The sequence below is a fragment of the Flavobacterium suaedae genome (genome assembly GCF_014642915.1).
Taxonomy (GTDB): domain Bacteria; phylum Bacteroidota; class Bacteroidia; order Flavobacteriales; family Flavobacteriaceae; genus Flavobacterium; species Flavobacterium suaedae.
Genome location: NZ_BMJE01000001.1, coordinates 86,166 through 113,142, shown reverse-complemented (window position 1 = coordinate 113,142; position 26,977 = coordinate 86,166). Strand labels below are relative to the sequence as shown.

Annotated in this window: 24 protein-coding genes; 6 read left to right on the top strand and 18 right to left on the bottom strand. The window is 38.5% G+C overall.

The window, feature by feature from the left end; genetic code table 11:
• Window positions 1-12: 12 nt before the first annotated feature.
• The 3 genes from gldF (at window position 13) to dnaN (ending at window position 3,638) form a co-directional block, all read left to right on the top strand.
• The gene (gldF, locus tag IEW45_RS00460; protein ID WP_188619253.1) at window positions 13-729 is read left to right on the top strand and encodes a gliding motility-associated ABC transporter permease subunit GldF; all 717 of its coding nucleotides are present in this window, start codon (window positions 13-15) and stop codon (window positions 727-729) included.
• On the top strand, window positions 729-2,435 hold the full coding sequence (gene gldG / locus IEW45_RS00455; RefSeq protein ID WP_188619252.1) for a gliding motility-associated ABC transporter substrate-binding protein GldG: 1,707 nt from the start codon (window positions 729-731) through the stop codon (window positions 2,433-2,435). Before gldF ends, gldG begins: the two co-directional genes overlap by 1 nt.
• 84 nt (window positions 2,436-2,519) lie before the next feature.
• Window positions 2,520-3,638, top strand: coding sequence for a DNA polymerase III subunit beta (gene dnaN, locus IEW45_RS00450; protein WP_188619251.1), 1,119 nt, complete (start codon window positions 2,520-2,522; stop codon window positions 3,636-3,638).
• A 60-nt stretch (window positions 3,639-3,698) separates the two neighbouring features.
• Here the strand turns inward: dnaN and IEW45_RS00445 are convergent, their stop codons facing one another.
• The 9 genes from IEW45_RS00445 to IEW45_RS00405 form a co-directional block, all read right to left on the bottom strand.
• A complete protein-coding gene (locus tag IEW45_RS00445) occupies window positions 3,699-4,433 on the bottom strand; it encodes a hypothetical protein (RefSeq protein ID WP_188619250.1) in 735 nt (244 codons plus the stop codon).
• A gap of 67 nt (window positions 4,434-4,500) precedes the next feature.
• Window positions 4,501-6,273 (bottom strand): MutS-related protein, encoded by a 1,773-nt coding sequence (locus IEW45_RS00440; RefSeq protein ID WP_188619249.1) that lies wholly within the window; start codon window positions 6,271-6,273, stop codon window positions 4,501-4,503.
• Window positions 6,274-6,346: 73 nt separating this feature from the next.
• A complete protein-coding gene (locus IEW45_RS00435) occupies window positions 6,347-6,922 on the bottom strand; it encodes a DUF1573 domain-containing protein (RefSeq protein WP_188619248.1) in 576 nt (191 codons plus the stop codon).
• Between the two features lie 18 nt (window positions 6,923-6,940).
• Window positions 6,941-9,076 carry a DUF4838 domain-containing protein gene (locus IEW45_RS00430; protein WP_188619247.1) on the bottom strand — a complete coding sequence of 712 codons (2,136 nt, stop codon included), beginning with the start codon at window positions 9,074-9,076 and terminating at the stop codon, window positions 6,941-6,943.
• Between the two features lie 6 nt (window positions 9,077-9,082).
• Window positions 9,083-11,947, bottom strand: coding sequence for a tetratricopeptide repeat protein (locus IEW45_RS00425; RefSeq protein ID WP_188619246.1), 2,865 nt, complete (start codon window positions 11,945-11,947; stop codon window positions 9,083-9,085).
• Window positions 11,940-13,406 carry a glycosyltransferase family 2 protein gene (locus IEW45_RS00420; RefSeq protein WP_188619245.1) on the bottom strand — a complete coding sequence of 489 codons (1,467 nt, stop codon included), beginning with the start codon at window positions 13,404-13,406 and terminating at the stop codon, window positions 11,940-11,942. The genes IEW45_RS00425 and IEW45_RS00420 overlap by 8 nt, the downstream gene beginning before the upstream one ends.
• A gap of 79 nt (window positions 13,407-13,485) precedes the next feature.
• Complete coding sequence (locus IEW45_RS00415) at window positions 13,486-14,691, bottom strand: HEAT repeat domain-containing protein (protein WP_188619244.1); 1,206 nt, start codon at window positions 14,689-14,691, stop codon at window positions 13,486-13,488.
• Window positions 14,692-15,194: 503 nt separating this feature from the next.
• A complete protein-coding gene (locus tag IEW45_RS00410) occupies window positions 15,195-15,995 on the bottom strand; it encodes a hypothetical protein (protein ID WP_188619243.1) in 801 nt (266 codons plus the stop codon).
• A gap of 202 nt (window positions 15,996-16,197) precedes the next feature.
• A complete protein-coding gene (locus tag IEW45_RS00405) occupies window positions 16,198-17,037 on the bottom strand; it encodes a universal stress protein (protein ID WP_188619242.1) in 840 nt (279 codons plus the stop codon).
• Between the two features lie 142 nt (window positions 17,038-17,179).
• On the opposite strand from IEW45_RS00405, the gene mnmE reads away from it, so the two are divergent.
• From mnmE to IEW45_RS00390, 3 genes are all read left to right on the top strand, one after another.
• Window positions 17,180-18,577, top strand: a complete 1,398-nt coding sequence (mnmE, locus tag IEW45_RS00400; RefSeq protein ID WP_188619241.1) for a tRNA uridine-5-carboxymethylaminomethyl(34) synthesis GTPase MnmE — start codon at window positions 17,180-17,182, stop codon at window positions 18,575-18,577.
• A gap of 232 nt (window positions 18,578-18,809) precedes the next feature.
• The gene (locus IEW45_RS00395; RefSeq protein WP_188619240.1) at window positions 18,810-19,373 is read left to right on the top strand and encodes a helix-turn-helix domain-containing protein; all 564 of its coding nucleotides are present in this window, start codon (window positions 18,810-18,812) and stop codon (window positions 19,371-19,373) included.
• On the top strand, window positions 19,370-20,527 hold the full coding sequence (locus IEW45_RS00390) for a tyrosine-type recombinase/integrase (RefSeq protein ID WP_188619239.1): 1,158 nt from the start codon (window positions 19,370-19,372) through the stop codon (window positions 20,525-20,527). Before IEW45_RS00395 ends, IEW45_RS00390 begins: the two co-directional genes overlap by 4 nt.
• Before the next feature lie 4 nt (window positions 20,528-20,531).
• Here the strand turns inward: IEW45_RS00390 and IEW45_RS00385 are convergent, their stop codons facing one another.
• Genes IEW45_RS00385 through IEW45_RS00345 form a run of 9 tightly spaced genes read right to left on the bottom strand, consistent with a single transcriptional unit; the run spans window position 20,532 to window position 26,977 of the window.
• On the bottom strand, window positions 20,532-20,846 hold the full coding sequence (locus tag IEW45_RS00385) for a helix-turn-helix domain-containing protein (protein WP_188619238.1): 315 nt from the start codon (window positions 20,844-20,846) through the stop codon (window positions 20,532-20,534).
• A gap of 10 nt (window positions 20,847-20,856) precedes the next feature.
• Window positions 20,857-21,132 (bottom strand): hypothetical protein, encoded by a 276-nt coding sequence (locus IEW45_RS00380; protein WP_188619237.1) that lies wholly within the window; start codon window positions 21,130-21,132, stop codon window positions 20,857-20,859.
• A gap of 6 nt (window positions 21,133-21,138) precedes the next feature.
• Complete coding sequence (locus IEW45_RS00375) at window positions 21,139-21,936, bottom strand: hypothetical protein (protein WP_188619236.1); 798 nt, start codon at window positions 21,934-21,936, stop codon at window positions 21,139-21,141.
• Window positions 21,937-21,951: 15 nt separating this feature from the next.
• On the bottom strand, window positions 21,952-22,779 hold the full coding sequence (traN, locus tag IEW45_RS00370) for a conjugative transposon protein TraN (RefSeq protein WP_188619235.1): 828 nt from the start codon (window positions 22,777-22,779) through the stop codon (window positions 21,952-21,954).
• 16 nt (window positions 22,780-22,795) lie between these two features.
• Window positions 22,796-24,049 (bottom strand): conjugative transposon protein TraM, encoded by a 1,254-nt coding sequence (gene traM / locus IEW45_RS00365; protein ID WP_188619234.1) that lies wholly within the window; start codon window positions 24,047-24,049, stop codon window positions 22,796-22,798.
• A complete protein-coding gene (locus IEW45_RS00360) occupies window positions 24,036-24,509 on the bottom strand; it encodes a hypothetical protein (protein ID WP_188619233.1) in 474 nt (157 codons plus the stop codon). Before IEW45_RS00360 ends, traM begins: the two co-directional genes overlap by 14 nt.
• Before the next feature lie 2 nt (window positions 24,510-24,511).
• The gene (gene traK, locus IEW45_RS00355; protein WP_229665861.1) at window positions 24,512-25,135 is read right to left on the bottom strand and encodes a conjugative transposon protein TraK; all 624 of its coding nucleotides are present in this window, start codon (window positions 25,133-25,135) and stop codon (window positions 24,512-24,514) included.
• Entirely contained in the window at window positions 25,132-26,298 is a 1,167-nt protein-coding gene (gene traJ / locus IEW45_RS00350) for a conjugative transposon protein TraJ (protein WP_262891425.1), read from the bottom strand. The genes traK and traJ overlap by 4 nt, the downstream gene beginning before the upstream one ends.
• Before the next feature lie 43 nt (window positions 26,299-26,341).
• The gene (locus tag IEW45_RS00345) at window positions 26,342-26,977 is read right to left on the bottom strand and encodes a TerB family tellurite resistance protein (protein ID WP_229665860.1); all 636 of its coding nucleotides are present in this window, start codon (window positions 26,975-26,977) and stop codon (window positions 26,342-26,344) included.

The following is a 26,977-nucleotide window of genomic DNA, read 5'->3' as shown; positions in this document are numbered from 1 at the left end:
AACACTAAGTAAATGAAAGCTATATTATTAAGAGAAATCAAATCGTTTTTCGGGTCGCCTGTAGGCTATTTGGTTATTGCGGTTTTTCTCATACTAAACGGGCTTTTTCTTTGGGTTTTTGATGGCGATTTTAATATTCTGAATAGTGGTTTTGCCGATTTAACTCCCTTTTTTACGCTTGCACCGTGGATTTTAATTTTCTTAATTCCTGCGGTAACCATGCGCAGTTTTTCTGATGAAAAAAGACAAGGTACTATAGAGCTTTTATTCACTAAGCCTTTAAGTACCTGGCAAATAGTAGGCGGTAAGTTTTTCGGGGCTTTTATACTTATTATTTTAGCACTATTACCTACTATAATATATGTTATTGTGCTTTCCGACTACGGCAGCCCTCCCGGCAATATTGATATGGGCAGCACACTGGGTTCTTATTTTGGTTTACTCTTCCTTATTGCAGGGTATACCGCAGCAGGGCTTTTTGCCTCTACCCTTTCATCAAACCAAATTGTAGCGTTTATATCGGCTGTTTTTATGTGTTTTATACTGTATTACGGTTTTGAAGGCATAGCACAACAAGCCGGTAATTATATAGCTTCTTTCGGAATGGATTATCATTTCAAAAGTATGAGCAGAGGTGTTATCGATACTCGCGATGTTATTTACTTTGTGAGCATAACAATACTTTTCCTTTCATTCACTGTGTATAAACTTAAATCGCTAAAGTGGTAATGAAAGCAGGTAAGAAAAAAAGCATAAAGCAGCTTATTATAACAGTAATTGTATTACTGGCACTAAATTTTGCAGGTGGTTATTATTTTAAACGATTTGACTTAACGCAGGATAAACGTTACACCCTGTCACCTGTTACGCTATCACTGGTAGAAACTCCTGTTGAACCGCTATATGTAGATGTGTTTTTAGAAGGTGATTTTCCCGGAGAGTTTAAAAAACTACAAAACGAAACTCGCCAGTTATTAGAAGAATTTAAAGCTTATAATGATAATATTGTATTCAATTTTGTAAACCCTCTTGATGAAGAAGGTGTAAATGAAGAACAGGTAATGGCAGACCTTTATAAAATTGGTCTTACACCTTTAAACATAAGCGTTAACGACAAAGGAAAACAAACACAGGAAATAGTATACCCTTGGGCCATTGTTAACTATGGTAACAAAAGCACCACTGTTCAGTTACTTAAAAACCAAATGGGCGCCAGCACTACCGAAATGGTAGTAACATCGGTACAGCATTTAGAATATGCTTTTGCTGATGCCATAAACAAAGTAATTACAGAAAAACAAAAGAAGGTAGCTGTTATAAAAGGTAATGGCGAAATGAGAGAAATGTTTATAGCCGACTTACTGCAAGAAGTAAGAGAAAGCTATTTTATTGCTCCTTTTACTTTAGATTCTGTGGCTGCCAATCCACAAAAAACACTGACTGATTTAAAAGAATATGACCTCGCCATAATAGCAAAACCTACTGAACGCTTTAGCGAAGAAGAAAAAGAAGTGCTGGACCAGTATATTATGAATGGTGGTAAAACACTGTGGATGGTAGATGCGGTACAAATGGATATGGACAGCCTGTATAACGAAAACGGTACCACGCTTGCTTACCCTCGCGATTTAAACCTTAGGGATATGTTCTTTAAGTATGGTTTCCGCCTTAATCCTGATATTATTAAGGATGAAATGGCTACACCAATACAACTGGCAACAGGTGCTGAAGGTAGTTCAACACAATACCAGCAATATTTATGGCGCTTCTCCCCTTTTGTATATCCTGACACTACAGTATATAAAGGTGCAAATCACCCAATAGTTAAAAACTTAGGGGGAATTAAATTTGAATTCGCAAACCCTATAGATACCCTTAAAAACGGTATTAAAAAGAATGTACTGCTATCTACCTCAAGGTATTCTAAACCGGTAGGTACACCTACCCAAATAAGCCTTAGTATGGTAGCGCAAAAAACCAGTCCTGCCGATTATGAAGGCTTTGGTTACATTCCCGTTTCGGTATTGCTGGAAGGTAAGTTCCACTCTGTATATGAAAACAGAGTACTGCCTTTTAAAGATGACACATACAAAAGTGTTGGAAAAGAGAACAAAATGATTATAATATCTGACGGAGATATAGCAAAAAATCAGTTAGACAGCCAGTACAGACCGCTTGAATTAGGTTATGATAAGTGGACAAAAAACAGGTATGACAACAAAGAGTTTGTTATGAACTGTATTAACTATTTACTGGATGATACAGGACTTATCAACATTAGAAGCAAAGAGGTAAACCTGCCAATGCTGGATAAAGAAAAAGTATATGCCGATTATACCACCGCACAGTTTATAACTGTCGGGTTACCAATACTAATACTTTTAGTTTTCGGTATACTGTTTACCTTCTTGCGTAAGCGTAAATATTCTAAATAGTGTTAATAAAAAATATTTCAACATTAACAGGATTACGATATATTTGTAAAATTGTATATCCTTACAATTAAATAAATCAACGAGATGAAATTTATAGTATCCAGTACATATTTATTAAAGCAGTTACAGGTGTTAGGCAGCGTAATAAACAGCAGCAACACCCTACCTATTTTAGATAACTTCCTTTTTGAATTAGATAATAATAAACTGACTGTTTCCGCATCAGATTTAGAGACTACTATGTCCTCTACGCTTGATATTGATTCAGAAAGCCAGGGAAGCATTGCAGTACCTGCAAAACTATTATTGGAAACCTTAAAAACATTCCCTGAGCAACCGCTTACTTTTACAGTAGAAGATAACAGTACTATAGAGATAAGCTCTAACTCGGGTAAATATGCACTGGCTTATGCTGAAGGAGATGAATTCCCTAAAGCAGTATCGCTGGATGACCCATCGTCAACTATAGTGCCTGCCGAAGTATTAGCTACAGCCGTTAGTAAAACTATTTTTGCAGCAGGTAATGATGATTTACGTCCGGTAATGTCAGGAGTGTTTTTCCAGTTCTCTCCCGAAGGTTTAACGTTTGTTGCTACTGATGCTCACAAACTGGTTAAATATTCACGTGAGGACGTTAAAGCCTCTCAGGTAGCTGATTTCATCATGCCTAAAAAGCCTTTAACTATTTTAAAAGGAATTTTAGCAGCATCTGATGCAGAGGTTACTATTGAGTATAACGATTCTAATGCTACTTTTTCTTTTGAGAACTATGTGTTAACGTGTCGCCTTATAGATGGTAAATACCCTAACTACGAAGCGGTTATACCAAAAGAAAACCCTAACAAGTTACTTATAAACCGTATGCAGATTTTAAGCTCTGTAAAGCGTGTGGCAATATTCTCTAACAAGACTACACACCAAATACGCCTTAAAATTGCAGGTACGGAGTTAAATATTTCTGCGGAGGATATTGATTACTCTAACAAAGCGGAAGAACGCCTTACTTGTGATTACCAAGGTGATGATATGCAGATTGGTTTTAACTCGCGTTTCCTTACTGAAATGCTGAACAATCTGCAAAGCGATGAAATTATGCTGGAAATGTCATTACCAAACCGTGCAGGTATATTAACCCCTGTTGATGGTCTTGACGAAGGCGAAAGCGTTACAATGCTGGTTATGCCGGTAATGCTTAACAACTAAACACACCAAAATTTCTATAAATTGAAAAAGGCAGGTTTTTAAATAACCTGCCTTTTTTGTTTATTTTTTTACTGCTCTATATATAAATAATATTATTAAAAGTACACCTATAAAAGCTGTACCAATAATTAAATATTTATTCAAATAATTTTCAGGCTCAGGTTCTTTCATAAAATGTGATCGTGTTATAGCTTTTGTACTACTATTGATTAATGAAAAAAGCTCATCATCTGTAACACTAACTATATAATCGCTATATTTATTATCCCCTACACGAGTTAATTTAAAGTTATCTTCTAAACTTTTATCATAAGTAAACTGAATAAAAGTCATCAAGTTTCCTTCGATTTCTATTGCATATAAGTGCCACATGCCTTTATTAGCTTCTGAATTGTATATATATATATTAATAAAAAAAGTGTTCTTTAACTTTTTCAGAATAAAACTTGACTTTGCTACATCTTCCTTTGCTCTATAATCATAAAAAGTTTTGGTATCAAAATCTAATTGAAACAATAGCTTTTTGCTACCAACAGTTTCAGGGTTGTCTTTCGCTTTCTTCCAATCATATATTTTATATACATTTTTATCTTTGATTATTTTAAGCCTTCCAATACTATCTTTTTGTTTATCCGATTCATCTAAAAATTTATAACTTCCCTCAAGAAGACCTGAAAAATTATCAACCGTATCAGCTTCTAGTGGCATTGGTTTAGGAAAGTATAAACAACTTGAAAATGTAAACAGAAAAATTAGAGCTACTCCGTATTTAAAAACCAGATTTATTAGTTTCATAATTAGATAGATTTTTAGCTAAAATAAATATTATTAGCAACAAACAATTATGTATCAATAAAATAAATTATATAACACCCTGTTTTTTCATAAGGAAAGTAGCACTTTTATTTTTACAAACTCCTTCGCGTAGTTTGTAGTCAAAATAAAGTTCGCTATGGGTTATTTCTGCTTCAAAACAACGGTTAACTAAACTATCAGGGTATTTATACGTAGTTTCACAAACTTCAACATCGTGGGTAGCAATTGCACCAATGGCATTGTAGCCTACCATTTTTTCTACAACGGCTATAGTACCACTGCGCTTATCATCAGAGTTTGTACCGCGCAGTATTTCATCGAGCAATACAAAAGAGCGCTCATTTTTAACGGCATCCATTATCTTTTTAAGGCGTTTTATCTCTGCAAAGAAATACGATTCACTATCCGCTAAAGAATCGGAAAGCCTCATAGAGACCAATACAGGCAATGGGTGTACTACAGCAGCATCGGCACAAACAGGAGCGCCCATACCGGCTAAAACCATATTTAACCCTAAGCTGCGTAAAAATGTACTTTTCCCCGACATATTAGAACCTGTTAACACCGTAAATTGCGGAGTAAAAGCAACATCGTTACCAATACGTGTAGCAGGATTTAATAAAGGGTGAGAGAGGTTTTTAAACTCAATTTTGTATTCTGTATTAAGCTGTGGGAAAATATAGTCCTGGTTATTATAATAATAATTAGCCAAACTGTTTAAGGCTTCAAATTCGGCAATAACATCCAGCCAGTTTTCTATATTATCGGCATGTTGTTTTTTCCAGCTATGCAGCCCTGCCAATATATGTACATGGTACTGGAAAATTCCATTCATAATCAAGGCACCCAAAACATTACCTACAGTATCCATTTGAGAGAACAGTATGCTTAATGTTTTTATGAGTTTACCCGCAGGTTCTTTACCTGAATATAGCTTGTTTTGTAATGTTAACAGTTTTTCTGCTTTAAACTTCTCTTTTTCTATTTGATTGATTATTAAACTGTACTGGTGCAGTATTTCATTAACCTCTGTAGTATAATTATTTTCATTTCTCAGGCTTTTAATTTTGCCTAAAACCAATAGCAGATTAAATATAAATACATAACCGCAAGCGGAAAGTAATGCGGTGTCGCGTGTTACTATATAGGCAGTAAAAAGCCCTAGTAACACCAAAGGTAGTAAAAATGCTAATAGTCTTGATATTAGGCTTACACCAACTACCTTTTCCTTACTCCAGTTTATTAGCTTGGAATATGTTTTTTGGTTATCCTTTTTTATAAGTCCTAAAGCCTGAATTTCCTGCCTGAACTCCGGCTTTATTGTAAGTTCTTTTACCGCTTCCTGATTGTTGAGTATTTCATTTTGAGGTAACAATTTCAAGAATAAACCTGCCAGCTTTTCTTTTCCTTTATAGGTCTCCGTGCGGTTTATATGCTGAAAAATAGAGTGTTTCCCGAATATATCTAAATCATAAGAATACTCGTGTTTTGGGTCTGTAAACTCAGCACCGTCTTCAAAATTATTCCCTTCTCGTTTTAAATGGGTAATTTCATCCTGATTGATGGCTATAATAGCTTCTGCTCTTTTTCTTTTTCGGGATATAACAGTATGCCTGTTCATTAAAAAGAAAAACGCCAATATAAAAACAGCTATAGGTAATAAATAACTATTTATACTTTGCTCTTGTATACTGAACCAAAGTAATACTATAACGGCAACAGCTACCAATAGCCTGCTGATGCTTATTATGTTGTATTGTTTTTTTAGTTTGTTTAGTAATGTTTTGTAACCTTGTAGTTGGGTAATATAAAATTCCATTTTTGTAATGCTAAAGAAACAAATATACAGCAATAGTACAGGCTTACAGCACTATAAAAACTAAATTTTTATATTACATATACTTCTGTACTTCAGTAGAGTCTACCACATAGCCACGTTGGTTGGTTTCACCTTCTACCATTTCCTGAAGACCTCCTTTTTCTTCTTCCTGTATATGGTAAAGTTCTTCGTAATCTTTAGTATATAAAGCATCGGGTACTACGTGAATATCAAAGTACATAGTGTGCGAACGCTTTTTTGTATTGGCTATTATAGTGGTATAAATACCTACTTTACCTATATTTTTAATACTGTTGTATTTTAGTTCTATAAACCCACTATTGCCCGGCGCAATAGCTCTTTCGGTAAACTCGGCAGTAGTACACCCACAAGAAGGCAATACCTTATACAGTTTTAAAGGGTTTTCACCCGTATTTGTAATTTTCACTACTATATTTTGCTCTAAGCCCTGTAATATAGGGTAATAGTGCCTTATGGAGTCTTCTATCTCCATAGTAGTAAGCTCTAAAAAAGCATTTTCTCTGTCACTTTTACACCCTTGCAGTAAAGAAACCAGCATGAGTGTACTAATAAGTAACAGTACTTTTTTAAAGTTGATTATAATTTTATGTTTTACAGGTCTTTTCATAACAAACCTTATATATTTTTATTTAAAGTATAATTCATCACAGGCTATTGGTCTTTTGGTGTAATCAGGCTGTTTTACTATCGTGATAATAATAGCCTCATCACCCTCTTTTATTGCTATAGGTATAACTGCCGTAGCTTTATAACTACCTTCTTCAGTAGTAACCTCTGCACCATATTGACGCCCGTTAATTTTTACCCTTACTTCTTTTGGCGGATATATTCTATGCCTTTCATCAACTAAAAAGTTCATTTTAATTGTTGAAGCATTACCTACATCTTCCGTATATATTTTTATTGAAGGGGCTTCATGGCTAATTAAAAGCCAATTATTGTAGTAATCAGGAAAGCCTATTGCGCCATCAGTTAACATACGTCCATTAGGGTAATCTTCATCCAGAGGTGTTAAAAACTGTATTTTTTTATTCAGTAATAAATTACTGTAGTTGCCATTTAAGATTTTTTCGTCCCAATGCACTATATAATCACTCAGCTTTAAACCTGATTCATTATACTCTTCTATACCTGTTTGTTTTTTAAGCTTTTTAAGCCTTTCAAAAAGTGTATGTGTAACAGACTTTATTTTAATATTTCCTTCTTCCGTTAGTTCAGCATAACCACCCACGCCTATACCTTTGGTGCGTAACATTTCCAGTTTTTGGAAGGTAAAACTTAAGAGTAATTTTTGTAAGTCTTTATTTTTTTCAATATCCAGTGTATCTGTTCGTTGTATAAGTCGGTCATAGAATAAATCAAAACCTGATTTCTCTATGTATTTATCATATGCCTGGTTGAAGCCTCCGTATATATCAAATGCTTTTTTAGACTCTAACGCTAATCTCTCAGCATTTGTATAATAATCAAAAAGCAAATCATTAACTTCAGGATAGTTTTCATTAAAAAAAGTATTCATACAACGCTCTAAGTTAACATTAGCATCTTGTAATAACTGAGCGTATAAATAACTCTTTAAATCACTAAACGAGCTATAGGTACCTTCACTCCCCTGCATAAAAACACCTGTTACTCCTCTGCTTTTGTAAAATTGCAGGTTTTGCTGCATAATTTCTACAGTTGGGTATACCTCTAAATAATTATCAAAATTAATTGCGTAATCCCACAAGTAAATAGTATTAGTGACATTTTTCCATTCTGAAAGCTGCTTTTCGGCAAAGTCTTTTTTATTAGACTGTGCTATAACTACTCCTTTAGGGAAAGCCATAGTGCTAAGCATAACACCTGTGTTGTCTTTAAGTTTAAATTCCGGAGGTTGTTGTGTGGTTATATAAGCAGTGCTAAAAAATTGTTTTTCAGGAAACTCTTTAGCTAAAATGTTTAATAAGGTAAAAACAGCCGGACTTGCATTTTTTTCGGTGTTCCCTAAAGCTTTACATCTATCACACTGACATACCAAAGCATTATCATTAGGCATTATCATGTACTTTGACTGCTTTGCTTTCTCTGCTATCTGATTTTTTATGTAATCGGTTAAAGCAGCTTTCAACTCAGGGCTGGAAAAGCATAATTGCTCTTCATTAAGTTCACCGTTAACAGTTGCAAGCATGGGTTCAGTAACCTTAACAGCTTTATTAATATTGTGCCCCCATATACCCCATTCTTCATCAAGAGTATGTGTCATGTTCCAACGTCTGAATTGCTCTTTAAAGTTTTGCGGAAAATAAGGCTCTCTATATTCAAAATCAGGAGTAAACTTGTATTCCAAATTACGCGGTATATTTATTTCTGTCAGTTTATCTTCTTTTGAGCTGAAATTAAACTGATTTGCCCCAGTATACAGTTCAAAAAATTTTCTGTTAGCATAATAAAGGCTTTCTTTAGCTGCACCTTCAATAATAAAATCACTCTTTTTTTGAGTAAATGAAAAGGTATAGTTCTCTGCTTCTTTATTTTTTAAATATCCAATTTCTATAACAGGAGTTCCTTTCGGAGTACTACCTTCAATTATTTCAGGGCGCATGCCTGCTGCCTGCTCAAAAAGGTCACATAAATCTTCAGCTAAAGGATGTAAATCGGCACTATTAACTTTAACTACAGGTATTACTTTACCTTTTTTATACAACACAAAGTTCTGAGACTTGCTATCGCAGCTCAAACCAATAAATATAACCAATATAAAAGCTAATTTCTTTATCATAAAGTTTTAAAACTTAGTTCTTACCGTTAAGTATAAGTTATACTGGTTGATATATGAGGTTGGTGTAACACGATAATTATACCAATTACCCATAACCCCAAAACTGGTTCTGTGACTGAAAAAATGGAAATATCCTGCTCCTACCATTGTGTTTACATAAGATGTAAACGTATTTATCTGAAAATCCAGTTTTTGGTCTTGTGGCGCTGTACCCACCGAACCCATTACTGTAAGGTAATCTCTATCATTATCTAAATAAAATCTTCCTTGGGCTAAAATACTATTATATATGTCTTCACTATCTGCCATTAACATAACTCTAGCATTTAACCATAGCCTGTCATAGGTTCTTTCAAGTCCTATTATACCGGTATAAAAGTTAGTTTCGTTACTTAATCTGGTAAAACGAGCCCCAAGTTCTGCTTGCCATACTTTTTTAAATGGCTTAAATAATGATGCTCCTATTTTAAAATCAGGAAAAAATCTGTTTGCCACTCCCGCATTTGCCAGTAAATATGATTTATTTTTAAATGTATGATACCAGTCTACTTCTCCCTGCACGCCTACGCCGGTAGAGCGGGCAGCATAATTAAGACGTGCAACATAAGTATCTCTTCTGTTAATTCTCATATACTCTATTGAAGCAACTGAAGTTGTAATTAAAATAGAATCTGAAGTTGCTTTTAAGTAGCTTACATTAATTTGATTTTTAAGCAGCTGAGAATCTAAATACTCTAAATGCTCTATATGTTCATCATATTTATGTGCAGGAGGATTATACATTCCCTGGTATTTTCGGGCACGCTTATAATCCTTCATCAGCTCATAAATTATTCCTTTTTTATACAGTAAATCATTATCGTTTTGGTTAAGTTCCAAACTGTCATCCACCACCTTCATGGCTTCAGGATATTCCTGCCTGTCAATATAAATACTAGACAGCTTTAAAGCTGCTGTTTTATCATTTGGTTTTATTAATAAAATTTCATGATATACTGCTTTTGCCTGAAAAGGTTCGTCATCTTCCTGCAATTGTTTGGCATGGAGTAACATTTCTTCTACCAATGAGCCTTTTATATCATGATTATAAGGGTAATCCTGCCACAAAGCACGCAACGCTTCAATTGACTTTTCGTGTTCTCCCATTTGCGAATAAACACCTGCTTCTTTTAAGCGCATTTGCTTATCATCAGGGAAACGGTCTAAAGCTCTTTGTATCATTTCCATAGCCTCTTCATATTGACTCATAGAAATTCTTGCTCCAATAGCATAGTTGTACGCTAACATGCTGTCAGGGTCTTCTTCAACCAAAGCATCGGCTACATCTTTTACTGTTTCGTAGCCTTCATGTTCATTTAAGTATTTTATATATTCAACAGATAAATCCCTGAACATATATTTATATTCCAAGTTATCAGGGTACTGCTCTTTATACGTTCTTGCCAATTCATAAGCCTCAGGGTATTCCTCCATAGCCATTAACAAGTCTATTTTTCTTATTATGTACCTTTGTTCACCCGGGTTTTCTCTAATCATTTCATTGATTAACTCCATTGCCTGCACATAGTTGGCTTTTGCCACGTATATCGAAAAAATGTAATTTTTAGACGGCTTTCCATAATCAGGATTTTCAGAAAGTCTTATAAAAATTGGTAATGCTTCTTTATGGTTACCATTGGCAAACATTAGTTTAGCATCTTCAAACCTCATAGCATTATACTTAGCACGTATATCAGTATCTTCTGGATATAATTCGTAAAGCCTTTCTAAAGTTTGGCGTGTTCCCTTTTCATCCTTTAAATTCTCATAAACAAATAATTGTTTTACAAGTAAATCTTTAGAATTAGGATTAGATTTTAAGTCTTCTGTTAGTATTCTTTGGGCATCATGGTAATACCCTCGTGAAAGGGCCGTGGTTAGTAAGTAATCATGCGCCTCACTATTACCCGAATCTCGGTAATATACCTGCCCATACAACACATAAGGGTCTGAATTTTTATAATGGCGTGCTGCTTCTGCTGTTAGGTAAGTTAATAGTTTATTATATGATGGAGAATTCCATTTTTTTAATTGCTCCTGTACAATGGCAATAGCTTCCTGATAACGGTGTTGTTGCTCCAGTATTCCTATTTTCTTATCTAATATTTCTCTGTTATCAGGTAAATAATAAAGCCCCATATCTGCTGTGTTAAGTGCTTCATTAGTATTGCCAAGTTTAATATACAGGTTAATCAATCCTAGGTAAAGGTCAGAATTATATTTGCTTACTTTTAATGCTGCCTGATATTGTTTTGCTGCCCCTGTAAGGTCGCCTGCCTTACTTTTTTTCAATGCATCTTCCATTAAAACATTATGATACATTTGCCTTATTTCCTCATCCTGAGGAAATATTTGGTACAGTCTTTTTGTCTCCCTGTTTGCCTCTACCTTATTATCGTCAAGGTTATACAAGTTTATTTTACGCATCCAAAGCGTTTTGCTGTATGGTGTTATTTCCAGTAGCTCGTTTACATAACATATTGCACTGGCATATCGCTCTGTTTGTGTTTCTATATTTATAAGATAGTGCCTCGCATCTGTACGTCTGGGACTTCTTTGCAGTACATCAAGCAATGTAATTCGGGCTTCTTCCAGTCTTCCCAGTTCCAAATAACATTTTCCCAGATATTCTTTAATATCCATATCTAAAGGTGCTAACTCCAAAGCCTTTTCACAATACTCAGCAGCAGCAGCAAAATTTCCTTTTTGTTTTCCTTCCCGCTTAGCCATCTGGAAATACTCATCGGATGTTTGTGAATAGGCTGTACTTGCAAAGCCCAGTAAAAGCACACAAACAACTATATATTTTATATTTTTAAATAACCTATCCATTATTATTGTTCTCTGTATTTATATTTGGTGTAGGAGTTCCTTTTTTGTTTTTGGTATCGTAACCTTGTCTTGTCATTGTACCCCATTCCATCTGTCTGGATGTATAAAAGTTAAAATATCCTTTTAAGGAGAAAAATATTAGTAATGGGTGGTAGATAAATGGCTCTAAAAATACTACGAGCCAAAGTTTAAACGTTTCACGACCTGTTTTGTATTGTCGTTTCACAAAGTTATCCATAAGTATTACCAGTGTCCCGAACATTATAGCTAATGAATAGGAATACAGGAATATATACCCTGCCATAGACCAGTTTACATCACCTTTTAGTATCAGGTATATAAAGTACACAATACCGGTTGCCTCAATAACAGGTGCCAAGAATTCATATATCAACTGAAATGGAAAAGCTATCATCCCCAGCTTTTTATAACGAGGATTTAGTAATATCTTTCTGTGTACAAAGAATATCTGTGCTAAACCCGTAGACCAACGTGTTCGCTGACGTCCTAAAATTTTTACGTTAGGTGGTCCCTCAGTCCAACAACAAGAAACAGGTATGTACTTTATACTATATTTTTGGTGATTATTAATCATGTATGCTGCCATTTTGGTCAAAATATCCATATCCTCAGCGTGAGAATCTCCATCATACCCTCCGGCATTTACTGCTATTTCTTTATCAAAAAGTCCTAATCCTCCCGAAACGTTTGGTACTGCGTTGATGAGACTCCACCCCATTTTTCCAAAAAGATAAGCTCTTAAGTACTCCAGTTCCTGAAATCTGGGTATAAGTCCTGTAGGTGGTTTTACTCTTTCTATTACCCCCTCCTCTATATCACAACTGTTAGACATTCTTAACGTTGCACCTACTGCAATTACCCTTTCTTTAGCATTAAGAATTGGCTTAATCATTTTAAGCATGGTGTTACGTTCTAATATACAGTCTACATCTGTACATAAAAAGTAGGGATATTGCGAAGCATTTACTCCTGCATTTGACGCATCTGCCTTTGTACCACCATTTTCTTTATCTACTACCGTTAATTTTTCATATTTTGGGTTAGTAGATTTAAATATTCTTTTAAAAGGTTTGGTTTTAATACGCTCTACATAGGCATATGGAGTTTCCTTCATATCAAACTCCTCTATTAATAGTTCCAACGTTTTATCTTTACTACCATCGTTTACAATTATCACCTCATATAGTGGATAATTTAAGGTAAGTAATGATTTTACATTTACAATAATGGTTTTCTCTTCGTTGTAGGCAGGTGCAACAACTGAAATTCCGGGAGTTAAAGGAGAATCCAGTAAAAACTGGTCATCTAACCTGGAGTTATAGGTACGGTAACGTGTTATACTAATGAAGGAAAATACACCCAGTATTAAATATGCTAAAAACATAGACGAGGCGTAGAAAAATACAAAGTATTCAAAAAAGTTATAGGTTAATCCCATTTACAAGCGATATTAAGGAGATGTAGGAATAAATAGTAAGTAAAAAGAGCTAAAAACAAGGCTTTATTGCCTTTATAGGTTACGTTACTTTTAAATTTAAATCTTCTACTGATGTGTAATCTTCTTTCATTTTATTTTTATGATAATTACGCAACATAGAAGGAATTAAGGGGTTTTTTACATGCTCTAATATCAAGTGATTAAACCCTTGCTCTTGTTTATATATTTCCTCAAAATAAGCCTCACCTGTCTTTCCGTATAAGTATATTACTTCTGCTATTAATCTTTTAGTGTCGTGAGCACTGGCTGACTCGTATGCACTTTTAAGGAAACCTATAGCTTTACCTGAATTTATATACGAAACAGCTTCTATAATAGCATTTTGACAAATTAAAGGCTGTGTATTATATATTTTTATTAAATGAGATTCTATTTCTTTTACACGCATACGCCCCATTGCAAGTATAGCTTCTCTTCTTACAGAGTGATCTTCATGATCCAGATATTCTGTTAAAGCACTTACTGATGATGCCTGGTTAAAATATGCTACTAATTTTATAAAGAATTTTATTTGGTTGTAGTCCTTTGAATACTTAATCCATTTACTAAAGTTTGGTAAGTTATCTTTATGATGTAATATAAACTGTTGCAGTAAACTTATTTGATCCCATTGATTTAAATCATTATCTAAATCAAAAAATTTAAAAGGATCGTTTTTACTTACCCCTACGTATGATGCTCTCGACTCTTTTCTAAGCGATTTATTCTTAGCATAGGTATGGGGAAGTATTTTTGAATCGGATATTGTAAGGTCTAATCGTGATAATGAGTGGAAAGCCCTTAATCTTACTCTCGTATTAGAGAAGTCAAGACGTTTCTCTAAATAATCATCTATTTTAAGTCCTCTAATTATATTATAATAATTAGGTGAGTCTAAATGACCACTCTCCTGCCCTACAACATCTTCAAGTGTAGGTATTAATGATATATATATCTTTTTAGTTAGCTTACCAAAGTTTTCTTCAAACTTATCGTAAACTTCCTCATCTGTATAATCTTCTTTGGAAATAAGTATGTTTCTCAGGAACGAGAAAATACGTGGGCGCAATTCTCTAACTATTTTTTCTCTTCTTTTCTTATCTCTTCGGATAATGAATACAGCAATCATAAAACTTAAAGTAGCCGCTGTACTGAAAAATATAAAAAATATAGCTATTTGAATTACAAACGGGAACGAACTTAAGGATATCCAAAAGTGTTCGATATAATCAAACAAATATCTCATAATCTTAAATTTAATCTTTATTATATTAACTACAGGCCCCCCGTTTTTAGCCGCAATAGTAATCTAAAGATTTACAAATCCTTAATGTTTTCTACTTTATTGTTATAATTTTTTTCTTCTCAATTAGTTTTTACTGCTCGTATCTGTAATTTATTCGGTGGTAAAAGTATAAAAAAAATTATTTGGTTGAAAGGATTTATGATAAAAATCACTTTAAAATTATTAGCAATCAGTAAGTTAATAATTTTATAGAAAAGTTAATTACAATGAGAGTTTGTAAGAAAAGTGCTCAAAAAAAACTGTAAAACTAAATATTTGTTAATTTCGTTAAAAATAACAAAATTTTTAACGTTGTTTTTTGATAAAAAATAATACTAAATAATGATAAACTTATATAATAATAAGGGGGATATTATATAGTTTTCAGCATAAATATTATTTAAAAAGTAAGTATTTAAATTATGACATTTAAATAAAAAATGAATAATTCGATTATTATCAATTTAAAAAGTAAGAAAGTTATTTAGTACTGTTTGCCATTTTGGTCGTTTCCAAAAACTAGGCTTAACGTTTATAACAACTTTTTCTCTTTCCAAGTTTCTTTTCTCAGCTTTTTCTTTTTTAGCCTTTATTTCTTTTTCTTCTAATAAGTTAGTACCTGGAAAGGTAACAAGATTGTATAATGTATATTCTACCTCTTTAAAAATACACCCCGAAAGCATAGCATCTTCTACATCAGTTTCTCCAGTATAAGCTTTGCAAAGACTCAAATCAGCAATACCCCATATTTTTTTATTTTGTAAAGCATCAAAACTAGCCTCTACTTTAGGAGCTTTTACTGAAAAACTTAAATGTGTACCTACTATTACATATGTACTATCTACTATCTCAGAAAAAATAAAGTCGTTAAACTTATATATTTTACCGCTCATAAAGTCTTTAAGAACTGTAACTTGAGGTGCCGATTTAAACTTTGTTTCTAAAAGATTATCAGACTGAATAATGTTTATTACCAATGACTCATCAGTAGTATAGTTATATACTGAGTATACATTATAGTTTACAGCATACCTGTAACCGTCTGACGACTTATACATTTTACTGAAAGGAGTATATGTAAGTAACAATCCATTATCAAACTGATGTACAATATTTAAATCAGTTTTAACTTCATTACCGTTTACATCAAGCAATGTATAGAAAATGCTTTTTCTTTTTTGCTCAAGTAAATAATCTTCTTTATTTACTGTGTTATTAAAAAATGAAACCTGTTCATTCTTTAAATTTGTTTTTACTAAATCCATCGCTATTATACTTTAATAAGTTAATATTAAAATAAATAGCACCACCTTGCGGCTTTAAAGTAAATCAATCAATATAGTATTTAATATAAGGGAGGGGAGAGAAAGCGATATAAACTTCGCTATTATTAAACTATATTATTTTATGTAAAAATTAAATCCTTTTTTATTTTTTAAGTTAAACAATCCTAAGCTAATTTATTTATTATTTTTCATGGTATACCATTAAAGGTACTTTAGTATGGTATGCCATTTTTTTGGTTAAACTTCTATGAAATAAGCTCTCGAAAAAACCGCGCTTATGTTTTAACATTACGAGCATATCCACTTTTTGGTTTTCTACAAAGTCAATTATTGTTTGTTCTACATGGTCACCATCAATATTAAAGAAAGAAACATCATTATCTTTATATAATATTTTCCATTCATTAATTCGCTCTTCAATATTGGTCGGATCATCCGGAGTTTTAATATATAAACAGTAAACTTTAGCTTTTAGGCTCTTTGCAATATCCAGCGTTTTATTAAAAGCATCAGTATCTTTTTCCTGATACTGAGTAGTAAATACTATACTACTAACTTTTTCGTTAAAATCTGCATTTGCAGGAATTGCCAGCACAGGAATATTAACATTACTTATTACCGAAGCAGCATTAGAGCCTAAAAAAACCTCTTTAGCTCCTGTTGCGCCGGTAGTACCCATAATTACCAAACCTGCACTTTGCTCTTTGGTTACCTTATTTATATTATAAACAAGGTCACCGTATAAAAGCTCACTATTCAGTTTTACATTGCTTAAACCTTTTTCTTCAGCCAACTGATTTAATTTAGCTAATTCTTCTTTAAAACTCTCTGCTTTATTTGCTTCTACCACATCAAAAATTTCTTTTGTAGACTCCGGTAGTGGTGGCGTTTCCACTATAGGTAAATCATACACATGCAGTATAGTTACCTCAGCATCAAGAACATCTGCAAAATTTAATGCATAAATAAAAGCAACATTCGCAGCCTCAGAAAAATCAGTTGGAAAAATAATCTGTTTCATAAATCAATGTTTACAAACTAAAACTACAAAATAACATTGAAAACACCTAGAATTTTCTTACTAATTAACAAAACAATAATACTGGTTATAGTTATGCTAACATATAAATACTAAAGCGTTATCTTTGCAAAAAAAAATTTCAATGATCGCACAGGATACTATTGTTGCTTTAGCTACACCATCAGGCTCAGGAGCCATTGCTGTAATAAGACTTTCAGGTCCCGATGCTATCGAAATAGCATCAACAGTATTCCATTCTGTTGTAAACAAAGATATTAAAACAGTTAAGTCGCACACAATACACTTAGGAAATATCGTTGAAAATAATAAAATATTCGACGAGGTACTAATATCTGTCTTTAAAGGACCCAACTCATACACAGGCGAGAACGTCATTGAGATATCTTGTCATGGCTCTACTTTTATTCAACAGCAAATCATACAGTTACTATTAAGAAGAGGCTGTAGAATGGCTAATGCGGGAGAATTTACATTACGTGCTTTTTTAAACGGTAAACTCGATTTATCTCAAGCAGAAGCTGTAGCCGACCTTATAGCCAGCGATAATGAGGCGTCCCATCAAATAGCTATGCAGCAAATGCGTGGTGGTTTTTCAGGAGAGATTGAAAAGCTACGTGAGCAACTTTTAAACTTTGCATCTTTAATTGAACTGGAACTTGATTTCTCTGAAGAGGATGTAGAATTTGCCGATCGTACGCAATTTCATGAACTTTTAAATAAAATAGAAAAGGTATTAAAAAGCTTAATAGACTCTTTTGCGGTAGGGAATGTTATTAAAAACGGTATTCCTGTAGCCATTGTTGGTGAGCCTAATGTTGGAAAGTCTACCCTACTTAATGTATTACTTAATGAAGAAAGAGCAATAGTATCAGACATTGCAGGTACAACCCGCGATACTGTAGAAGATGAAATTGTACTAAATGGTATTGGGTTCCGATTTATTGATACTGCCGGTATACGAGAAACCAAAGACGTTGTAGAAAGTATAGGTATAAAGAAAACTTTTGAGAAAATAGAACAATCTCAAATAATTATATATTTGGTTGATAGCTATGAAGTAATAAATAATACTGAAAGATTAGAAAATACTATAAAGGCAGTAAAGGAACTTAAAGAGAAGTTCCCAAACCGGCCTTTAATAGTTTTAGCTAATAAAGCAGATAAACTTGGTGCAACTGAAAAAGAAACACTATTAGAGTCAATTCCCGAAATAAACCTGCTTTCAGCAAAACAAAATGAAGGTGTTGAGGGGTTAAAAGAAAAAATACTATCGTTTGTAAATACAGGAGCTCTAAAAAACAACGAAACTATTGTAACCAATACACGCCATTACGACTCCTTATTAAAGGCTCTGGAGGAAATACAGAAAGTAAAATTCGGACTGCAATCTAACCTGCCTGCCGACCTTATGGCTATAGACATTCGCCAAGCTTTGTACTACTTTGGTGAAATAACAGGTCAGGTTACTAATGATGAGTTACTGGGTAATATATTCGCTAACTTCTGTATCGGTAAATAGCAGGCGCAAAATATCACAAGACAACACAAACAAAACCAGTTAAATTGTTATAAAACAGCAATTTAACTGGTTTTTCATTTTTAGCCACTTTATCTTTATTTGGTGATGTTTGGCTCAAATTTGTACCCCATTTGTACCTCGCCCTCAAAGTTGTCCTCCGGGACCTTCTTTTGGCGAAATAATGGCACACAGAGACACACTTAGGCACAGGGAGGCACAAAATATTGGGAGAATGAGCACCAACATCAGGATTAAGAAAATCTGTGAGTTCTGTCTGCAGGAATTCACGGCTAAAAAAACAACGACGAAATACTGTTCCCATAAGTGCAACAGTAAGGCCTACAAAGCCGCGCAGCGACAGGAAAAAATAGACAAAACCAATGCGCAGACCAGCCGTTTATTAAGTGGCGATTTGGAGAAAATTACCCAGCGGGAATTCCTTAGCATTACCCAGGCGGGAAGGATCTTCGGAATCAGCAGAAGGACAATTTACCGGTTAATTGACCGGGGACATCTGAACATCGCCAAGTTCGGAACCCGTACCGTGCTTAGAAAATGCGATATGGAAGCTTTTTTTGCCGTACCCATCATTCCGCAAAAACTGGAACCGGTTCAGGCTTTTCCGGGTATTGAGCACTGCTATACTATAAGTCAGGTACAAGCCGAATTTAACGTGTCCCCTGCGGCACTGTACCATCTGTTGCACCGCCATGGGATTATAAAGTACTGCATAGGTAAGTTTACCTATGTTCCCAAAGCTGAACTCGATGTTATATTTAATGCAGTGGAGCTATGAAAAAGACACGTGTAACATTACGAAGCAAAACACTTAGCGGCGGCAGGAAGTCACTGTATCTTGACTTTTACCCGCCTGTAACCGATTCGGAGACTGGAATTCAAACCCGAAGGGAATTCCTGAAACTGTACATCTATGAAAAACCGAAGGGTTTTGCCCAAAAACTCAATAATTCCGAGAACCTGAGAATGGCTGAAATGATATGCACCCGTCGCCGCAACGAGGTAAACAAGGAATTTATCTATACGCCTTTTGAGTTGGAGCAGCTGCGCCAGAAAGAAATTGCCAAACGTCCCTTCCTGCCCTACTTCAAAAAGCAGGCAGCAAAACGTTCGGGGCAAAGCAATGAGATTTGGGAGAGCGCCATCTGCCATTTTGAAAACTTTGCCGATGGTCAGAAATTAAGTTTCGGGGATATCACGATAGTGTTAGTGGATGATTACCGTGACTATCTGTTAAAGGCCAAAAGCAGAAGGGATACCGGAAAGGTACTGGCCAGGAATACGGCGCTGTCGTATTTCAACAAACTAAGAACCACCCTAAAGAAAGCCTATAAGGAAGGATTATTGCGCACTGATGTGAATGCAGGTATCGAAGGGATTAAGGAACAGGAATCACAACGGAATTTCCTGACGCTGGAAGAGGCCACGGCACTATTCCACACTCCCTGCAAAAAGGAAGTCGTAAAACGTGTCAGCTTGTTCTCCATACTGACGGGCATGCGCTATTCGGATATCCGAAAACTTAAATGGAAAGAAGTACAGCATACTTTAAATGATGGATATTATATTAGGTTCGCGCAGCAAAAGACCCAACGACAGGAGAACCTTCCAATCTCTGAAATGGCATATGAAATACTGGGTAAACCAACTGGTACTGAAGAATTGGTATTTCCAAACCTTAAAAAGTGGGATTTTGACCGGCTGGTGCCCATTTGGGTAACCGATGCGGGTATCAGCAAGCATATCACCTTTCATTGTTTCCGACATACCTACGCCACACTACAGATTGCCCATGGTACTGACTTATTGACCGTATCTAAGATGCTGGGGCATAAAAGCGTAAAGACAACACAAATTTATACCAAGGTGGTGGATCAGCGAAAAAGGGAGGCAGCAGAAAAAATAAAAATAGGAAGAATTGATGAGACGTAAAGCTTTAATCAGGCCTTGACCTTTCCATTATTTCCTCGTTGGTAGGAATTTTTCCGGATTGTATCCATGCTGTTAGCTCCGATTTCAAAAAGTAGAGCCTTTTACCTTTTTTGCATACGGGTATCTCGTTACGGCTGACTTTGGAATATAACGTGGCCACAGAAAGATTGAGAAACTTCGCCGCTTCGGTAATAGTTAGTAACTCTTCCTCGGAATGTGGCTCAATGTTGAGGCCTTTTAGAAGCGCTTCAATACGATCCATCTTGTCAAAGAGTTTGCCGATAAGTTTGGGGATCTGGTCAAAGGTAAAAGGTTTCATAGGTAGGGGTTTATTCGTTGAACCGGATCCTGCTGGCCAGGTTTTTCTTTTTTGAGGGCTCGTATTTCAGGTAGCCATAGGCATTAAGGTCCTGCATACAGCGACTGTAGGTTTTCAGGCTGGATATTCGGGCTATTTTCATGATCTCATAGCTGTAGGCCCGATAGGGATTGATATGACCCCTGTCAGCGCTGTACTGCACCAGGGCGGCAAAAACCCCGATGTGGGTGCTGCTGATACGGTAATCGTTCTGGCTGCCTCGCAGGAAAACTGACAGGGGATTCATACTGAGTTACATGGATTGTGCCTTACGGCGTTGTTTCTTTTGCTTTTCGTCACCAGGTCCATCCTCATCAGCGCCCTTGGCGGATTGCCCACGCCCCTGCTTGGCCGACTGCCCTTGTTTCTCACTTTGCTGCTGCTCTTTACCTTGGCGCATATCCAGCCTGTTTTTGTCCGCATCATAGACATTGACCGTCTTAAACTGCGGGTTGGCTTCCAGGTACTGTTTTACCTCCTGACCGTCCCTGATAAAGGTAGCCGACTGCAGATTCCCCTTTTTCAGGGAATTCATCAGGTCTTCCTTATGGCTGGGATTTTCCAGCTCTTTTATCGCATGCTTGCCAACTGCCGCCTCAAGGTCATAACCGTAATTTTCATGGTAGTGGTTCAGCCTGAAGTTGCCGTTATTGTCGGTATCTTTGAAGTCCAAAGAAACCCACGCGTTGTACACCTCCCCTTCCCTGCTGGTCAGGTCCTTGTTCACTGCCCTGCCCTCCATCAGGTTATAGGCTTCCTTAAGGGTTATGTTGTTGCCCTTATTGATGTAAAAGGTCTGCTCCAGGGATTCCGGCCTGCCCTCTTTCTGCAGGCTTACCTTATAAGAGTTGAAAAAATAAAGGTCGGTCTGTTCCGATTTCCTGAAACTCAGTTCCGCGCTTACCTTGTCCTCGCCGTAAAAGGCATCATGCTTCAGGCTGAAAGTGGGTTGCTGCTTTTCCATCTGCTGCTTCAGTTCGCCCTCCAGGGCTTCCCCGAAGCCGGTGTATTTTACCTGGTCTTTCAGGTAATCATAATTACGTTCGTTCATAATACATCATTTTAGTTATTCATTAAAAGTCGGAAGCGGTACCACCTGCGTTGCCTTGCGGTTGCGCAGCTTCAGCTGCAGGTGCCTGCTTCCGGATGCCTCGGTCAGTTCCACAAACAGGTTCTTTTTATCCGGTATGGTGAACTTGGGCAGTACCACCACAAAGGTCTTCAGGGCATTGGGCGGTACCTTTTCAGTCGGTTCCCATACCCTTATCGGGGTGATCTCAATGTCCTGCGAAGCGGTTCGCCTGCTCCTTTTCTGGTCGCGAATCAGAAAACGAAGCCTGTCTATGGTGTAGCTGATATGGGTAGCGTTCTCTATGGTAATCCTGTAGAAAAAGTACTCCTCTTCTACGAACATGCCGGTAACCGACAGGGTGATGCCGTTATCGCTTTCATTTAGTCGGATACGGTGCCGGTCATGGTAGGCTTTGGAAGCCAGGGCATCAAGCAGTGCAGCATTGTCCGTCTGCTCAGCCACGACCGCTCCCGCGCCCTTGACCGTAAAATCATAGGCACTGTAGTAGGGACAGGCTTCGTAGTAGACCAGGAAATTGTAGAGTTTCCCGTCCGCGGTGACCACCGTCAAGTTGGATTGCAGGAACTCTTCCTGCACAGCCTTGATCTGCAAAATATTCTCAAGCCCCTTGGGCTTTTGGGCCAGTATGTCCCTGCTGCCCCTGTCCACGCTCAGGATACGGTACGGGAACAATAGGCTGGTGGTCTGTTGTTCCGAGATGCCGATTTCCCTGTTAACCGGCAGGGCCGAACCGCTGTACTGTGCCCATAGGCAAACAGGCAGCAGCATCAGCACACATCTTAAAATAAACATTGTCTTCATAGTCTGATTATTAGGGTTACTTATCTTGTTGTTCATCTTTAAGCAGGATACGGTAGCCCTTTTTAAGGATCACTTTTACCAGCTTTACTTTTTTGCTGAACAGTCCTTTAGCCGCTTCAATGCCGGCACCTGCCGCCTGCGCACTCCAGGAATCACTCAGGGTGGTAACACCCAGGGTCTGCATGGAGCGGTCTGCCGAGGCTTTGGCGACATCCCTGTTGATGGCTCCGGGTATGTAAATACCGCTTAGCCCGTCCAAGTCGTATACGGCAAGCTCCACGTGGAATAAGGAATTGCCGTGTCGGATGCTCTGTATCTCGATGGTAAGGCGTTCCCCCTTCAGGGAAGCCGTACCCACCACAAAAGTGCCTTTCGGGATCACCTGACCATTAATGTAGATTTCCTGGTCCAGTTCCATTTTTACCGTAGCGCCGTTGACCACGGTCTGTGTCTCGGCAATGACCGCCGATACCGCATTATTCTGAAAGGTTTCCGTGGTCACTTCATCAAGGCCGTAGAAACCGGTATGGACAGCGGTGGGTGCAAAGGCGACCTTATGTGGCTGTTGTGGTGCTATGCTGGATACCACCTCCTCGTCCCGTTCTGTGGCAATGCCATAGACCCTGCCCCTGTTGCTTTTGGACTGCTCACGCAGTTTCTGCTGCACGCGCTCAGGATACTGTATATCCAAAATACTTTCCAGCATACCTCCTATTTGTGCCAGTTCGGGGTCCGGCTCCGATGCCGTTTCCATGGATTGCAGCATCTCCTCCAATGCCCTACTCTGGCTGATAGTGTTTACAGGGTGCTCAACAGCGGGTTCAGCAGGTGGTGCTTTTTTGGTTTCGGGTGGTGTACTGACAGCACGTTGTAGTGCTTCCAGCTGCTCGTAGACTTTTTTCTCCTGGGGGCTCTGGAAATTGCTTATGGAGAGCCCACTGCGCTGCCTGCCGGTCCCGGTAACCGAATCGGTCATTTCGTTAAGGGTGTCATACGAGTAGTTCGGGTCTTTTTTCCTCAGGTCATTGATCTTGATGGAATCCTGTGCGGCCCTGTCATAATACTGCATCTTGTCAAAGGATGCTTCATCTTCCAGGTTGGCAGCAGGCAGCTTGAGGTTAAAGCCGCGTTTGGGATGTCCCTCAGCAGTGGTAGGTGTTCCCCCTCCCATAGCCCAGAAGAAGAGCGTGGTAAAGGGAAGCAGTAAAAGCGGCAGGAGCCAGAGGATTTTTCTTTTCCTGCGCATCGGTGCGGGTTCATTGTTTTTCATCAGAATCGTGTTTTTGAGTTGCGATTAATTGTTCGGCTATACTGATGCTGTCCAGCAGTCCCGGCCGGGTCTGCAGCAAACTGTCGCGAGTCTTTCGTCCGGATACGGTCAGTGAAAGGCTGTCCCAGTAGTGATGGAAAATAGCTAGTCGTTCCTGTAGCAGGGAATCATTAGGCGCCACTTTGGAACTCCTGATCCGCGGGGCATCAACACTGCGGATAGCCGCCGGTTTTGCGTTAAACCTCATTAGATTGCCAAGGCCTCCGAAGAGCATCAGTGTACAAAAGCCTGCGGATACGGCCATAAAAAGGCCTAATAAGAGGTATTGCCCTTTTCGGGAAAGGCGGGCTGCCTTGGCTTCCATCCATTCCACCCATGCCAGTTGTGTCCGGAGCCGCAACGCGTGAATTTGTTGCTGCAGGCTGGGCCTTTCTGCTTTATGTTGATTTTTATCGATCATGGCTACTGGCGGTTTTCGGTTCCGATATCTTTATTGTCCAGCGTACGCCATCGCTCGATCAGGAAACCGTGAGGGTTATTGTCGCTGCGCGATACGTTCCGCAGATTACCTTCAGTTATCAGGTTGCGCTTAAGGATGCTGGTCGGCCTTACGATCTGCTGCTTGGCATAGCAGCGGAAGTAATAGGGATAGTTCGCGACACTCACCACGATACTGTCTATGGTGATGCCCTGGCTGATGTTACCCGAGATGATACCGGAGTAGTACCCACCTTCCTTAAGGTCATCGTACACCCGTTTTGCCGAGTTGTCGGCCAGATACAGCGCCTTTGCCACGTTCTCACGTATGACCTTGTCATCCGGGTCGAGGGTAAAGAAATAGTGATGGAAATTGCGCACGTGGTCACGCGCTTCCACCGCGATGTTGTCCCTGCGGTCCGAGGCATAAGCTTCAATTGCCTTGCCATTGGCCAGCACATAGATTTTGTCCTGCAGGCGGTGTACCGTCGTGTAGCTCTGGTAGAGGGCAAAGACACTCACCAGGGCACTGGCCGCCACCACGACCATCGTAAAGGTTTTTACATGGCGGAAGGCGGTTTCAAGGTTGTCAATTTTTGTGAACATCATGATTCATTGCCTTTTACTTTATCTTTCATATAATTGTCGTTATCGAAATAGGGGCCGCTGCTCCCATGGCCGGAATAACTTCCCGACATCCTGCCTGCAGCATCGCCAAGCCCGTCGGCTGCCATACCGGCGCCCATGGAGGCGGTACGTGCTGCAGCCGTGGCGGTACCCCCGAAAATACTGGTCACTTTCTGTCCAAAAGCCCCGCCCCCGCCGGCGTGTACAATGTAATTGGCGACCGAGGGTACGGTAAAGTACCCAATGATACCGATGATCATAAAGACCAGGTAGGCGATATCGGTCCTGCTGAAAAAGGTGTCGCCGTACTCGTTGACCTGGGCAATGTCCACCTGCAGCATCTTTTCCTGTATTTTGCCGATGATTCCCCCGAAAATATTAGCTACGGGCAGCCACAGGAATACGTTGATATATCGAGCCAGCCAAACAGTCAGGGTATGCTGGAAGCCCTCAAAGACAGCCAGCCCGAATACCAGTGGCCCCAGTATTGCCAGTACGATCAATTGAAAGGTGCGTAGGGTATCGATACAAAGGGCCGCAGCCTCAAAAAGGACACGCAGTACTTCGCTCATCCATTCCTTGACCGAATTCCTGAAATTGTAGGAAGCCTTGGCCATGGCAAACTTGATGTCGTTGCCAATGCTCTCGATCAATCCTTCCCCGGATCCGGAATCCTCCTCGTGGGTATATTTGTACCAGCGTTCCCGGTCGCCACTGCCGTCTTCCCCGACGTACATCTGCCAGGCATCCGTGGTCTTAATAGCTTCCTCCTTCTGGCGGAGCAGCTCCTCGATAGCGGCATTGGAGTTCTCCACCATGGTATCGGTAGCGCTGACCGCGGGTTTCATAATGCCGTTGATGATGGCAATGACCAGCGGGAAGGAAATAATGCAGAAACCGATCACAAAGGGACGGAACAGCGGGTAGAAATCGATGGGCTCCGCATTGGCCAGGTGCCGCCAGACCCTTGAGGCTATATAGAACAGGGCCGCAAAACCGGCAATACCCTGGGATATCCCGATAAGGTCGCTGCACAGAGGCATCATCTCGTCGTACAGCTGGTCAAGCACGGCATGAAGGCCGTTCATCTCCTCCGCCATGGACTGGCTGTAGCCTATAGCAGGAAGCAGCAGTACTGCTGCCATGCCCCATAGTTTTTTTTGAGATTTGATAGCCATAACAATCAGTTTACGGGTAGGTTTGGGTCAGTAACCTGAGGGCTTCCACATCATGGGCTTCCCTGCCGCGTTGCAGGGCTAGTATCCCGGTCTGCGAATTGAAATCCCTTACAAAAAGGCATTTGTCCTGTACCGACAGATAGATCCTGTCGATGGCCGCGAGGCGTTCCTCATCCGACATGCGCAGCTCCCCGGCGGTCAGTACCGCCGTCAGCTCTTCCAGATCGCGCAGGCTCTCGTTGAAAATGCGGTCGTATACCTGCACGAAATACGCGAGTTCCTCAGGGGCAAAAAGCCCGCTGGACTGCAGTTTGTTGCGGTGGCGGCCCGAATTGCCGACCAGTTCCACCTGGTAATCGATGATCTCCCCCACCCTTTTGTAATTGCGTACCGCTGGGCTTACCTGCAGCAAGGCATCCAAAAAGGTCTTGTGAAGGTCAAAATTGCCTTCGGTCAGGTCCTTTACGGTGTTGTATCCCTTCGTGAGTATCTCATAACCTTCCTTCATATCTTTAAGTATGGCCCTGAACTGCGCCAATTTTTCGATATTCAGCGCGAGCTGCTTGAGTTCCTGTACCTGGGCGTTGCCCTGTACGGTAATTAAAAACATAAAGCTGACAAACAGTAGTTTTCGAAGTGCTTTCAT